Origin of the sequence: Pseudomonas sp. FP1742, assembly GCF_030687145.1 — a bacterium.
GTDB lineage: Bacteria > Pseudomonadota > Gammaproteobacteria > Pseudomonadales > Pseudomonadaceae > Aquipseudomonas > Aquipseudomonas frederiksbergensis_D.
Genome location: NZ_CP117460.1, coordinates 2,741,509 through 2,754,670 on the forward strand (window position 1 = coordinate 2,741,509; position 13,162 = coordinate 2,754,670).

At 62.6% G+C, this 13,162-nt stretch carries 8 protein-coding genes; 1 reads left to right on the forward strand and 7 read right to left on the reverse strand.

What is annotated here, in order from left to right; genetic code table 11:
• Nucleotides 1–81 precede the first annotated feature (81 nt).
• From PSH64_RS12260 to PSH64_RS12290, 7 genes are all read right to left on the reverse strand, one after another.
• Entirely contained in the window at nt 82–1,722 is a 1,641-nt protein-coding gene (locus PSH64_RS12260) for a BatD family protein (protein WP_105342184.1), read from the reverse strand.
• The gene (locus PSH64_RS12265; RefSeq protein ID WP_305480794.1) at nt 1,719–3,455 is read right to left on the reverse strand and encodes a VWA domain-containing protein; all 1,737 of its coding nucleotides are present in this window, start codon (nt 3,453–3,455) and stop codon (nt 1,719–1,721) included. Before PSH64_RS12265 ends, PSH64_RS12260 begins: the two co-directional genes overlap by 4 nt.
• Nucleotides 3,452–4,546 carry a VWA domain-containing protein gene (locus tag PSH64_RS12270; protein ID WP_305480795.1) on the reverse strand — a complete coding sequence of 365 codons (1,095 nt, stop codon included), beginning with the start codon at nt 4,544–4,546 and terminating at the stop codon, nt 3,452–3,454. Before PSH64_RS12270 ends, PSH64_RS12265 begins: the two co-directional genes overlap by 4 nt.
• Nucleotides 4,539–5,033 carry a DUF4381 domain-containing protein gene (locus PSH64_RS12275; RefSeq protein ID WP_105342178.1) on the reverse strand — a complete coding sequence of 165 codons (495 nt, stop codon included), beginning with the start codon at nt 5,031–5,033 and terminating at the stop codon, nt 4,539–4,541. The genes PSH64_RS12270 and PSH64_RS12275 overlap by 8 nt, the downstream gene beginning before the upstream one ends.
• Nucleotides 5,030–5,974 (reverse strand): DUF58 domain-containing protein, encoded by a 945-nt coding sequence (locus PSH64_RS12280; protein WP_105342177.1) that lies wholly within the window; start codon nt 5,972–5,974, stop codon nt 5,030–5,032. Before PSH64_RS12280 ends, PSH64_RS12275 begins: the two co-directional genes overlap by 4 nt.
• A gap of 5 nt (nt 5,975–5,979) precedes the next feature.
• Nucleotides 5,980–6,939 (reverse strand): MoxR family ATPase, encoded by a 960-nt coding sequence (locus tag PSH64_RS12285; protein WP_008067939.1) that lies wholly within the window; start codon nt 6,937–6,939, stop codon nt 5,980–5,982.
• A gap of 269 nt (nt 6,940–7,208) precedes the next feature.
• Entirely contained in the window at nt 7,209–7,562 is a 354-nt protein-coding gene (locus tag PSH64_RS12290; protein ID WP_105342176.1) for a hypothetical protein, read from the reverse strand.
• Between the two features lie 514 nt (nt 7,563–8,076).
• Here PSH64_RS12290 and PSH64_RS12295 point away from each other — a divergent pair.
• Nucleotides 8,077–12,984 carry an NAD-glutamate dehydrogenase gene (locus tag PSH64_RS12295; protein ID WP_105342175.1) on the forward strand — a complete coding sequence of 1,636 codons (4,908 nt, stop codon included), beginning with the start codon at nt 8,077–8,079 and terminating at the stop codon, nt 12,982–12,984.
• Nucleotides 12,985–13,162: the final 178 nt, after the last annotated feature.

A 13,162-nucleotide genomic window follows, 5' to 3' on the forward strand; every position in this document is an offset into this window, starting at 1 on the left:
CGCCTGGATTCACGACTGCTTCGCAGCCGAACGGGGGCAAGCCCCCTCGCCACAACAGCCCCTTCATCCCATTGGTCGGGACTATTTAGGGTAAAGCGGCGGCAACCCGCTGTCGCCGACCACGCCTTGAACCCCTTCGGCCGTCGGGATCGCCCGGATGGCCCGCCACAGTTCTTCGCCTTGCCAATACTGGCCGGTTTCGCTGTAGAGCGCGCCGTTCAGGCCGTCCAGCGCATCGGACAGCGGCACGAAGCGGGCGGCCATGTCGGCCAGGGTTTCCGGTTGTTGCCGGGCCCAGGCGTCGAGGGCCTGGCGGGTGGCGTGGGAATCGTTGGCCTGGCAGGCGCGCTTGAGGTCGTCGAGCAGGGTGCGAGGGCTCGGGCCGGTCTGTGCCGCCCGCTGGATCGCCGGTTGCGAGCGGGCCCGCCACCAGAGGCCGAAGCCCAGCAGGGTCGTGCAGGCCAGGATCAGCGTACTGAGTTTCCACCACCACAGGGCTTCGTTACTCGCACCGGGCATCGCCAGGGGGCTGCTCGCCGGTGTATCGACCATCAGGCTCGGATTGCCCGCCACTTGCAACGTGCGGGCCGGCAGGCTGCTGTGTTCCAGGTGATCTTCGAAGGTGTTCCACCAGACCACTTCAACACTCGGCAAATCAATCGCGCCGCTACGGGTCGGCACCAGGGCCTCACGGTCCTCGCGACTGCCGACCAAGCCGCGCTCGCCGCTCTGGTTGCTCAGCACCGGTTGATCCGGGTAACGCCGCAGGCCGTTGATCTCGGTGGCGGGCAACGGTGGCAGTTGGGAACTGGCCAGGCCTTCGGCGTTCAAGGTCAGGCTGCGGGTCAGTGAGTCGCCGACCTGCGCATGATCCGGTTCCGGGCTCCAGCTTTCGCCCAGGCTCAGGCTGCGGGCCGGCAGCCAGGGCGCATCGGCTGGGTAAGAACCGGGTTTGGCCTTGACCGTCAACGGGATCTCGGCGGAAGTGACGCGCATCAACTTGCCCGCTTTGGGCCCTTGGGATGTTGCGTCCGGGGAAGGCTGGGTATCGACCAGCGTGGCACTGAACACCTGCGCCGGAATGGTCAATACACCGCTGTGCTGCGGATAGATCGCGTAGCGCATTTCGATCACGCCATGGCGCAGGCCGTTGATGGCTTTCTCGTAGGTGCGCGATTCACCCAGCTGTTCGATGCGTGCATCGGGAATCTGCAACGGGGTCAGGCTGCTGTCGTCGAACAGCGACACCGAATGGTAAATACGTAAGGTCAGGATCGCCTGAGCCTGCACATAGACGCTGTTCTGGTCGAGGCTGGCTTCGATGAACACCGGTGCCAGGGTGTTGCTGCTGTCCTGGGTTTCGCTCTCGATCACCTGCACCGTAATCGGCTGGCTCTGCGCGTCGCCCAGTTGCAGCGACGGAATCACCACGCTGCCGTTCTGCCGAGGCAGCAGGGTGATGATCCAGCGGGTGGTCGCTTGAGTATTGCCATTGAGGGTGTTCAGTTGGTTGACCTGACGGGTGCCGCGTACTTCGAACAACGGCTCCAGTGGAGTCAGGTCGGGTTTGCCGAACTGGGTCACGTCGCTGGACTCCAGGGTCAGTTCGATCGTCTCCCCGGAACTCAGGCGACTGCGATCGACACTGGCGACCAGCCCTGCAGCCTGGGCCTGAACAGTCCAGAAAAGCAGTGCGAGCGAGAAGGCGGTGAAGCGGGTCATCGAGTTTTTCCCTGATCCTGATGTTGTTGCTGTTCGTACCAGAATTTGCGTCTGAGCAGTTCGCCGGGGTCGTCCGGGATCTTGCGCAGCCATTGCTCCAGCGCCTGTTGCTGTTCGCCTTCGAGCATGTCGCTGGCCGGGCGTCGCGGTGGCGTGGTGCTTTGTTCATCCCCCAACTCGCTGCCCGGCACCTCATTGGCGCCGGGTTGCGGGGGCGTAGCGGTCGGCGGCGCGGCGTCCGGCGTGGTCTGTTGAGCGTCGGTTTTCGGTTCGCCATCGCTCGGCTGGGTGGCGCTGCCCGGTGGTGGTTCCTGGCCGATGGTTTGCGAGTCGCTGTCGGCGGTCTTGTCCGGCTCAACGGGGGGCGTCGCGGTTTTCTGCTTGAGCAGCGTTTCCACCAGTGCCTTGTTGGTCAGGGCCGGGCGCAGGTCCGGTTGACGTTCCAGCGCCTGGTCGTAAGCATCCAGCGCCGCTTCCAGCTCGCCGCTTTTGGCCAGGGCGTTACCCCGATTGTAGTGGGCATGGGCGTCGTTGCTTTCGGCAAACCGCTGGGCGGCGCCACTGTAGTCGCCGGCCTCATAGAGCGCCACGCCTTGCCATTGCGGATCTTCGAAGTGTTGCGCGGCTTCGGCGGGGCGCTTTTGTTTGAGCAAGCGCAAACCCTGCTGGTCGGGACGCAGCCACAGGTCTTCGAAATCGAAGGCATAGCTCGGTTGCGGCAGCAGGAACAGCAGCGGCAGGCAGAACAGCCAGCCGCGCCGTCCGGCACAGGCGGCCAGCAACAATAGCGGCAGCAGCAGCCAGTAACCCTGATCGGCCCAGGTGTCGAGGCGCAACGTCTGGCCGTCGCTGCGCAGGTTCCGTGGACCGTCGAGCAGGCCGAGGTCGTGCAGGTCGGCATCGTCCAGGCGTGCCTGGGCATAACGTCCGCCCAGGCCGTTGGCAAAGGCTTTCAGGCTGGGGCCATCCAGATGTGGCACCAGGATCGCGCCCTGATCGTCCTTGAGGAAACTGCCGTCGTCCTGCGCGATCGGCGCACCTTCGGCGGTGCCGATGCCGAGCATCAGAAATTGCGTGGGTTTGTCGTCCAGCACCTGACGGATCCCTTGGCGCTCCTGTTCCGTCAATGACGAACCGATCAACAGGATTCGCCCCTGGCCGAGGGCACCCTGATCCAGCAGCGCCAGGGCCTTGGCCACCGCCAAGTCGGCCCGATGCCCGGTTTGGGGCATCAGTGACGGCTTGAGTGCGTCCAGCAGGTTGCGGCTGGTCGACAGGTCATCCGACAGCGGCACCAGCGTGTGGGCACTGCCGGCGTAGACGACGATGGCGGTCTGCGCGTCGCTGCGATTCTGCAGCAGATCCAGCAGTTTGCGCCGGGACTGCTCCAGCCTGTTGGGCGCGACGTCGGTGGCGAGCATTTCCGGGGTCAGCTCGAACAAGACCACCAGCGGGTCGGCGGGTTTCTGGCTGGTTTGCTCGACGCGCTGCCAGCTCGGCCCCAGCAGGGCCAGCACGGTCAGCACCCAGGCCAGGCCCAGGGCGATCCACGGCAATTTGCTCTCGCGACCGCTGCCGCCACTGAGCAATGCGGCATGGAAGGCCGGTGGCAGAATCATTTGCCAGCGACCTGCGCGCTTCTGCCGGTGCCAGAGTTGCCAGAGCAGCCAGCCGAGCAACGGCAGCAATAACAGCCACCAAGGGCGGAACCAGTGCGGCCAGAGAGCTATCATCGGCGCCTCCGCAGACGCAGGCGTTTGAGCCGCTGACGCCAGTCGGGCAGTGGCGTTTGCAGAAACCGCTCTTTGGTAAACAGCTTCTCGGTGAACAGACGTTGCAACGGGTTATCCGGCCAGCGTACGCGGACTACCAGCAGCATGCTCAGCAGCAGGGCTATCGCCAGAGGCCAGTGATACAACGCTTGGGCCGGGCGGGCCTGCGTGGGTTGCTGGGTCACCGGTTCGAGTTGGTCGAGGGTGGCCTTGATCGCCTGCAATTCCTGGCCGTCGTGGGCACGGAAATACCGGCCGCCGGTGGCCTCGGCGATGGCCTTCAAGGCCGGCTCGTCGAGGTCCAGGCTCGGGTTGATGCCCAGGAAGCCCAGGGTACCGCTTTGTTCCGGGTCGGCGCCGATGCCGATCGGGTAGATTTTCACCCCTTCATTCGCCGCCAGACGTGCGGCGGTCAGCGGATCGATCTCGCCACCATTGTTGGCGCCGTCGGTCACCAGAATCAGCACGCGGCTTTGGGCCGGACGTTGGCGCAGGCGTTTGAGGGCCAGGCCGATGGCGTCGCCGATGGCGGTGTTCTTGCCGGCGATGCCGATCCGCGCTTCGTCGAGCCACACTCGCACGGTGTGCCGGTCGAAGGTCAGCGGCGCTTGCAGATAGGCCTGGCTGCCGAACAGGATCAAGCCGACCCGGTCACCGTCGCGACTTTCGAGAAAATCACCGAGTAAATGTTGCACCAGTGTCAGGCGGCTGACGTCTTCGTCCTGCCACTGCATATCGGGAAAGTCCATGGAGCCGGAGACGTCCACCGCCACCAGCAGGTCGCGCCCGCTGGCGGCAATCGGCAGCGGTTCGCCGAGCCATTGCGGACGCGCCGCGGCGATCAGCAACAACAGCCACAGCAGAATGAACGGCGCCTGTTGACGCCAGGCCGGCAGGTTGGCTCGGGCGCGGCGGCGAGCGAGGCCTTCGAGGTCGCTGAGGAAGCTGACTTTGAGCGCCGGTTCGCCACTGTCGGCCACCGGCAACAACACCCGCATCAACCACGGCAGCGGCAGCACGGCGAAGACCCACGGCCAGGCGAACTCAAACATGTTTGCGAATCCAGGTGTCGACGGCTTGAGTCAGGCCGGCGATGGCCTTGTCGTCGAGTTTGCATTCGGGTTTGTAGGCGCCTTCCACCAGCACCATCCAGCGCGTCAGGCCGGCGGCCGGGCAGCGGTTGTCGAGGAACGCCAGCCATTGGCGCCCGTTCAGGGTGTGGCTCTGGCTGTAGGGGTAGTGGTTGCGGCACAGGCGCTTGAGCAACCCGTTGAGTTGTTGCAGCCAGGCACCGGCCGGTGCGCCGTCGTAGGGTTTGGGCATCAGGGCGAGTTCGGCCAGGGCGGCGAGACGCACCGGGTCCAGCGGTTGTTCGGCGCGCACGACAGGGCGTTTGTCCGGAATGAAGCGCCGCAACTGCCAGAGGCCGAAACCGATCAGTGGCAGTAAGAGCAATAACAGCCACCAGCCCGGCGCCGGTGGCCAGAAGTCGATGGGGGGCGGGGAAATCAGCGGTTGCAGTTGATCGAGGCTGCTCATCGACCTTTCCCCGGACGTTGTGGGTTCAGGTATTCGCGCAGTTGCTCGACCATTTCACTCTGGGTGCTCAGCGGCATCAGCAACACCCGCAACTTCTGCGCCAGCAATTCCCAGCGAGCGATGCGTGCTTCCGCTTGAGCGCGATAAGCCTGGCGCAAGTCGAAATTCAAGGTGTCGAGTTCCAGTTGCGCGCCCCGTTCCGCGAAGCGTAATAGCCCGGCGGCGGGCAGGGCGTGATCCAGCGGGTCGGACACCGGCAGCAGCAACAGGTCGCAATGGCGCGACAACAGGCTCAACTGTTGTTCGGCACTGTCGGACAAGGCGCGTTCGTCGCAGATCACGATCACCAGGCTGCCGGGGCGCAGCACTTCCCGGGCGCGACGCAGGGCAATGCCGAAGGCGTCGCGGTCCGGCTCGCGCTCGGTATGCAGCGACTGATTGACCCGCACCAGTCGGTTGAGCAGTTGCAACAGGCTCTGTTTACTGCGTCGCGGCTTGATCTCGTAGTGCTCGTTGTCGCCGAACACCAGCCCGCCAACCCGATCGTTATGACCCAGCGCGGCCCAGCCGATCAGGCTCGCCGCCTGGGCAGCGAGTACCGATTTGAACATCATCCCGGAGCCGAAAAACAGCCTGCGGCTCTGTTCGACCATGATGAAGATCGGCCGCTCGCGTTCCTCATGGAACAGCTTGGTGTGCGGTTCCTGGGTTCGGGCGGTGACGCGCCAGTCAATGCTGCGCACGTCATCGCCGGCCTGATAGACCCGCACCTGATCGAAGTCCACGCCGCGCCCGCGCAGTTTGGAGTGGTGCAGGCCGATCAGCGGGCTGCGCTGGCTCGGCGTGGAAAACAGCTGCACTTCGCGCACGCGATGGCGCATCTCGATCAGCTCGGCGAGGCTGACACGGATGCCCGGTTCGGGCGGCGCAATGGCGTTCATCGGGGTCAAGCGACGGCTACGACGTCGAGAATCCGCTGGACCACCCGGTCCTGGTCGATGCCAGCGGCTTCGGCTTCAAAGGAAAGAATGATGCGGTGGCGCAACACATCGAACAGCACCGCCTGAATGTCTTCCGGGCTGACGAAGTCGCGACCGGCCAGCCAGGCGTGGGCGCGGGCGCAACGGTCGAGGGCGATGGAGCCGCGCGGGCTGGCGCCATAGGCGATCCATTCGGCCATTTCCGGATCGAACTTGGCCGGGATGCGTGTGGCCATGACCAGTTGCACCAGGTATTCCTCCACGGCGTCAGCCATGTACAAACCGAGGATTTCCTTGCGCGCGGCGAAAATCGCCTGCTGGCTGACCCGGCGTTCGGGCTTGGTTTCGCCGTGCAGCGCTTCGCCACGGGCCTGTTGCAGAATCCGCCGTTCGACGGTGGCGTCGGGGAAGCCGATTTTCACGTGCATCAGGAACCGGTCGAGCTGGGCTTCGGGCAGCGGGTAGGTGCCTTCCTGCTCGATGGGGTTTTGCGTGGCCATGACCAGAAACAGCGGCGACAGGTCGTAAGTGCTGCGCCCGACGCTGACCTGGCGTTCGCCCATGGCTTCGAGCAGAGCCGACTGGACCTTGGCCGGGGCGCGGTTGATTTCGTCCGCCAGCACCAGGTTGTGGAAGATCGGCCCTTGCTGGAACACGAAACTGCCGGTTTCCGGGCGATAGATTTCCGTGCCGGTGATGTCGGCCGGCAGCAGGTCGGGGGTGAACTGGATGCGGTGGAACTGGGCTTCGATGCCTTCGGCGAGTTCTTTGATGGCCTTGGTCTTGGCCAGGCCCGGGGCACCTTCGACCAACATGTGGCCGTCGGCGAGCAGGGCGATGAGCAAGCGCTCGATGAGTTTTTCCTGGCCGAGAATCTGCGTTGAAAGAAAGGTTCGCAGCGCGAGCAGCGCTTCACGATGTTCCATCGATGACTGTTCCTGGAAAGGGTGACCGAAGACGTTCGAATAACGCCAGGGCTGGGGGCGTTACTTTAATCCATCGCGGGGGGCGGCGACTAACGGCATTTTGTGCAAAGTGCGGGAAGGTTATAGAGCCGTAGAGTGATATTGGCCTTTCGGGCCTCTTCGCGAGCAAGCCCGCTCCCACAGTTAACCGCGTTCTTCCAGAAAAAATGCGGTTAACTGTGGGGGCGGGCTTGCTCGCGAAGGCGGCCGCTCAGCTGAAATTCCGAGGTTCAAAGCTCGCTGATATAGGTACCAATCCCCTTGAGAATGTTCTGCAAGGTCTCTTCCACCTCAGCCAGATCGCTCGCATCGGTACTGTGCAGAATCTCCAGCGAATCATTACCACCCAGCGCATCGGCATCCGCGGCAGCGATTTCGATCAAAAGGCGGTCAGGGCCGAGGGTGACTTTCACGCCATCCAGGGCCGAAGGCTTGTCGTGGAAGATGATCTCCAGCTCGTCCTCGTCCGGAAAGCGGCTCATCAGGAACATTTCGCCCTCGGGGCTGTTGCAGCAGAGCATGGCCAGATTGTCTTCTTCTTCGTCACACGGGTTGACGATCAAGAGGTCGGTTGTCATTTGCATGGGGAAATCCTGGCTCGGCGAGCGTGGTGAACGCGACAAAAGGCAATTCTGCCAGCCCTGGGGAATTTCTGCTCGGCTGAGTGTCAGAGAAGGTGTCGTGAACATTTGGGGCGTCCTCGGTCATTTCGGGCACGCGGGTGCCGTAAAACCGGGGATAAAGTGCCCATTTTACTGCATGACTGCTAGTGTTGTTCGAGGCACATGCCGCGAGTTACGTGCCGATGACCGAATATGTCGCAGCGCTGCAAGCACGGCCCTTGCCGCACTCGTTAAGCTGCGCAACGGATGAGCACCCGTAAAGGCATTGACGATGGCTGCGATGGTAGCCCCGCCAGTCGTTTTTGCAGATGCCCATTCAATGGAAGGTGAATGTGACCTGAGTGTCTCGTCCAGCTTCACCCAACTGTCGTCCTGTTTCCTCTGCCCGAGAATCAGGAACAGGGTGACGGATTGCCCCGAAAGGGGTTTGCACGCGACGCTTCCATCAATAACAAGCCCAAGCGGAGTACCACAGATGGCGTTCTTCACCGCAGCCAGCAAAGCCGACTTCCAGCACCAACTGCAAGCGGCACTGGCGCAGCACATCAGTGAACAGGCACTGCCACAAGTGGCGCTGTTCGCCGAACAATTTTTCGGCATCATTTCCCTCGACGAGCTGACCCAGCGTCGGTTGTCCGACCTCGCCGGCTGTACCCTTTCTGCGTGGCGCCTGCTTGAGCGCTTCGATCACGCGCAACCGCAAGTGCGCGTCTACAACCCCGATTACGAACGTCACGGCTGGCAGTCGACCCACACCGCGGTCGAAGTGCTGCACCACGATCTGCCGTTCCTGGTGGATTCGGTGCGCACCGAGCTGAACCGTCGCGGTTACAGCATCCATACCCTGCAAACCACTGTGCTGAGCGTGCGTCGCGGCAGCAAGGGCGAGCTGTTGGAAGTCCTGCCCAAGGGCACCCAGGGCGAAGGCATTCTGCAAGAATCGCTGATGTACCTGGAAATCGACCGTTGTGCCAACACGGCCGAACTCAATGTCCTGGCCAAGGAACTGGAGCAGGTTCTCGGCGAAGTCCGCGTCGCGGTCGCCGATTTCGAACCGATGAAAGCCAAGGTCCAGGAGCTGATCGAAGGCATCGACAATAGCCAGTTCGCCATCGACGCCGAAGAAAAATCCGAAATCAAGAGCTTCCTGGAATGGCTGGTGGGCAACCACTTCACGTTCCTGGGCTACGAAGAATTCGTGGTGGGCGAAGATCAGAACGGCGGTCACATCGTCTATGACCAGAACTCGTTCCTCGGCCTGACCAAACTGCTGCGCGCCGGCCTGACCGTCGATGACCTGCGCATCGAAGACTACGCCGTCAACTATCTGCGTGAACCAACGCCGCTGTCGTTCGCCAAGGCGGCACACCCAAGCCGTGTCCACCGTCCGGCCTACCCGGACTACGTGTCGATCCGCCAGATCGATGCCAACGGCAAGGTCATCAAGGAATGCCGCTTCATGGGCCTGTACACCTCGTCGGTGTATGGCGAAAGCGTGCGGGTCATTCCTTACATTCGTCGCAAGGTCGAGATCATCGAGCAGCGTTCGGGCTTCCAGGCCAAGGCTCACTTGGGCAAGGAACTGGCCCAGGTGCTTGAAGTGTTGCCTCGCGATGACCTGTTCCAGACCCCGGTGGACGAGTTGTTCACCACCGTGATGTCGATCGTGCAGATCCAGGAACGCAACAAGATCCGCGTATTCTTGCGCAAAGACCCGTACGGTCGTTTCTGCTACTGCCTGGCCTATGTGCCGCGTGACATTTACTCCACCGAAGTGCGCCAGAAGATCCAGCAAGTGCTGATGGATCGTCTGAAAGCCTCTGACTGCGAGTTCTGGACCTTCTTCTCCGAATCCGTGCTGGCCCGTGTGCAGCTGATTCTGCGGGTCGATCCGAAGAACCGTCTGGACATCGACCCGGTTCTGCTGGAAAAAGAAGTGGTGCAGGCCTGCCGCAGCTGGCAGGACGACTACGCCAGCCTGGTGGTCGAGAGCTTCGGCGAAGCCCAGGGCACCAACGTGCTGGCCGACTTCCCGAAAGGCTTCCCGGCCGGTTACCGCGAGCGTTTCGCCGCCCACTCGGCGGTGGTCGACATGCAGCACCTGCTGAGCCTGAGCGAAAAGAACCCGCTGGTGATGAGCTTCTATCAGCCGCTGGGTCAGGTATCGGGCCAACGTGAGCTGCACTGCAAGCTGTATCACGCCGACACGCCGCTGGCGTTGTCCGATGTATTGCCGATCCTGGAAAACCTCGGCCTGCGCGTACTGGGTGAATTCCCGTATCGCCTGCGCCACAACAGCGGTCGCGAGTTCTGGATCCACGACTTCGCATTCACCGCCGCTGAAGGCCTGGAACTCGACATCCAGCAACTCAACGACACCTTGCAGGACGCCTTCGTCCACATCGTGCGTGGCGATGCCGAGAACGATGCGTTCAACCGTCTGGTGCTGACCGCCGGCCTGCCATGGCGCGACGTGGCGCTGCTGCGTGCCTACGCCCGTTACATGAAGCAGATCCGTCTGGGCTTCGACCTGGGTTACATCGCCAGCACCCTGAACAACCACACCGACATCGCTCGCGAGTTGACCCGGTTGTTCAAAACCCGTTTCTACCTGGCGCGCAAGCTGTCCGGCGACGATCTGGAAGACAAGCAGCAACGCCTGGAACACGCGATTCTGACCGCACTGGACGATGTTCAGGTGCTGAACGAAGACCGCATCCTGCGTCGTTACCTGGACCTGATCAAGGCGACCCTGCGCACCAACTTCTACCAGACCGATGCTCACGGTCAGAACAAGTCCTACTTCAGCTTCAAGTTCAACCCGCACCAGATTCCAGAGCTGCCGAAGCCGGTTCCGAAGTTCGAAATCTTCGTTTACTCGCCGCGCGTCGAAGGCGTGCACCTGCGCTTCGGTAACGTGGCTCGCGGCGGTCTGCGCTGGTCCGACCGTGAAGAAGACTTCCGTACCGAAGTCCTGGGCCTGGTAAAAGCCCAGCAAGTGAAGAACTCGGTCATCGTGCCGGTGGGTGCGAAGGGCGGCTTCCTGCCGCGTCGCCTGCCACTGGGCGGCAGCCGTGACGAGATCGCGGCCGAGGGCATCGCCTGCTACCGTATCTTCATCTCGGGCCTGTTGGACATCACCGACAACCTGAAAGACGGTGCGCTGGTACCGCCGGCCAACGTCGTGCGGCATGACGACGATGACCCGTACCTGGTGGTGGCGGCGGACAAGGGCACTGCGACCTTCTCCGACATCGCCAACGGTATCGCCATCGACTACGGCTTCTGGCTCGGTGACGCCTTTGCGTCCGGCGGCTCGGCCGGTTATGACCACAAGAAGATGGGCATCACCGCCAAGGGCGCGTGGGTCGGCGTTCAACGCCACTTCCGCGAGCGCGGCATCAACGTTCAGGAAGACAGCATCACTGTGGTGGGCGTCGGCGACATGGCCGGTGACGTGTTCGGTAACGGCTTGCTGATGTCCGACAAGCTGCAACTGGTCGCAGCGTTCAACCACCTGCACATCTTCATCGACCCGAACCCGGAGCCTGCCAGCAGCTTCGCCGAGCGTCAGCGCCTGTTCGACCTGCCGCGTTCGGCGTGGTCCGACTACGACACCAGCATCATGTCCGAAGGCGGCGGGATCTTCTCGCGCAGCGCGAAAAGCATCGCGATTTCCCCGCAGATGAAAGAGCGCTTCGACATTCAGGCCGACAAGCTGACCCCGACCGAACTGCTCAATGCCTTGCTCAAGGCACCGGTAGACCTGTTGTGGAACGGCGGTATCGGCACTTACGTCAAAGCCAGCAGCGAAAGCCACGCCGATGTCGGCGACAAGGCCAACGATGCACTGCGCGTGAACGGCAACGAACTGCGCTGCAAAGTGGTGGGCGAGGGCGGTAACCTCGGTATGACTCAGCTGGGTCGTGTCGAATTCGGCCTCAATGGCGGCGGTTCCAACACCGACTTCATCGACAACGCTGGTGGCGTGGACTGCTCCGACCACGAAGTGAACATCAAGATCCTGCTCAACGAAGTCGTGCACGCGGGTGACATGACCGACAAGCAACGTAACCAGTTGCTGGCGAGCATGACCGACGAAGTCGGCAATCTGGTGCTCGGCAACAACTACAAGCAGACTCAGGCACTGTCCCTGGCGGCCCGTCGCGCTTATGCGCGGATCGCTGAATACAAGCGTCTGATGAACGATCTGGAAGGCCGTGGCAAGCTGGATCGCGCCATCGAGTTCCTGCCGACTGAAGATCAACTGGCCGAACGTGTCGCGGCGGGCCATGGCCTGACCCGTGCCGAACTGTCGGTGCTGATCTCCTACAGCAAGATCGACCTCAAGGAAGCGCTGCTCAACTCCCTGGTACCGGACGACGACTACCTGACCCGCGACATGGAAACCGCTTTCCCGCCGACGCTGGTGAGCAAGTTCTCCGACGCCATGCGCCGTCACCGTCTGAAGCGCGAAATCGTCAGCACCCAGATCGCCAACGATCTGGTGAACCACATGGGCATTACCTTCGTTCAGCGGCTCAAAGAGTCGACCGGCATGAGCCCGGCGAACGTGGCCGGTGCTTACGTGATCGTGCGTGACATTTTCCATCTCCCGCACTGGTTCCGTCAGATCGAAGCCCTGGATTATCAGGTCTCGGCCGACGTACAACTGGAGCTGATGGACGAGCTGATGCGTCTGGGCCGTCGCGCCACGCGCTGGTTCCTGCGTGCCCGTCGCAACGAGCAGAACGCCGCCCGTGACGTCGCGCACTTCGGTCCGCACCTGAAGGAGTTGGGTCTCAAGCTTGACGAACTGCTCAGTGGCGAGATTCGCGAAACCTGGCAGGCCCGCTATCAGGCGTACGTCGAAGCCGGTGTGCCGGAGTTGCTGGCACGCATGGTGGCTGGCACCACGCACCTGTACACCCTGCTGCCGATCATCGAGGCTTCCGACGTGACCGGTCAGGATCCGGCGGATGTGGCCAAGGCCTACTTCGCCGTGGGCAGTGCGCTGGACATCACCTGGTACCTGCAACAGATCAGTGCCCTGCCGGTTGAAAACAACTGGCAGGCCCTGGCCCGTGAAGCGTTCCGCGATGACGTCGACTGGCAACAACGTGCGATCACCATCTCCGTCCTGCAACAGGGCAATGGCACTCAGGACGTGGAAACGCGTCTGGAGCTGTGGATGGAAGAGCACGAAGGCATGATCGAACGCTGGCGCGCCATGCTGGTGGAAATCCGTGCCGCCAGCGGTACGGACTACGCCATGTACGCGGTGGCCAACCGTGAATTGCTGGATGTGGCGTTGAGCGGTCAAACGGTGGTGCCTGCGGCTATCGCCGTCACTGCGAGCGCCGAGCTGGAGCCCGCTGCCTGATTAAGCGCTGAATGAAAAAGCCCCGCTCTTGAAAGAGGCGGGGCTTTTTTATGTCTGAAGGTTTTGTGGCGGCTGGTCGGGCCTCTTCGCGGGCAAGCCCGCTCCCACAGGATTTGTGTGTTGAACTCATTACCGTTGAACAACAGCCGCGATAAGGCCCTCAGCATCGCCTCAGCGA

Coding starts and splice junctions, on each gene's coding strand:
- PSH64_RS12290 (WP_105342176.1), bottom strand. CDS start 7,562: ATGCAAATGACAACCGACCTCTTGATCGTCAACCCGTGTGACGAAGAA.
- PSH64_RS12295 (WP_105342175.1), top strand. CDS start 8,077: ATGGCGTTCTTCACCGCAGCCAGCAAAGCCGACTTCCAGCACCAACTG.
- PSH64_RS12260 (WP_105342184.1), bottom strand. CDS start 1,722: ATGACCCGCTTCACCGCCTTCTCGCTCGCACTGCTTTTCTGGACTGTT.
- PSH64_RS12270 (WP_305480795.1), bottom strand. CDS start 4,546: ATGTTTGAGTTCGCCTGGCCGTGGGTCTTCGCCGTGCTGCCGCTGCCG.
- PSH64_RS12265 (WP_305480794.1), bottom strand. CDS start 3,455: ATGATAGCTCTCTGGCCGCACTGGTTCCGCCCTTGGTGGCTGTTATTG.
- PSH64_RS12285 (WP_008067939.1), bottom strand. CDS start 6,939: ATGGAACATCGTGAAGCGCTGCTCGCGCTGCGAACCTTTCTTTCAACG.
- PSH64_RS12275 (WP_105342178.1), bottom strand. CDS start 5,033: ATGAGCAGCCTCGATCAACTGCAACCGCTGATTTCCCCGCCCCCCATC.
- PSH64_RS12280 (WP_105342177.1), bottom strand. CDS start 5,974: ATGAACGCCATTGCGCCGCCCGAACCGGGCATCCGTGTCAGCCTCGCC.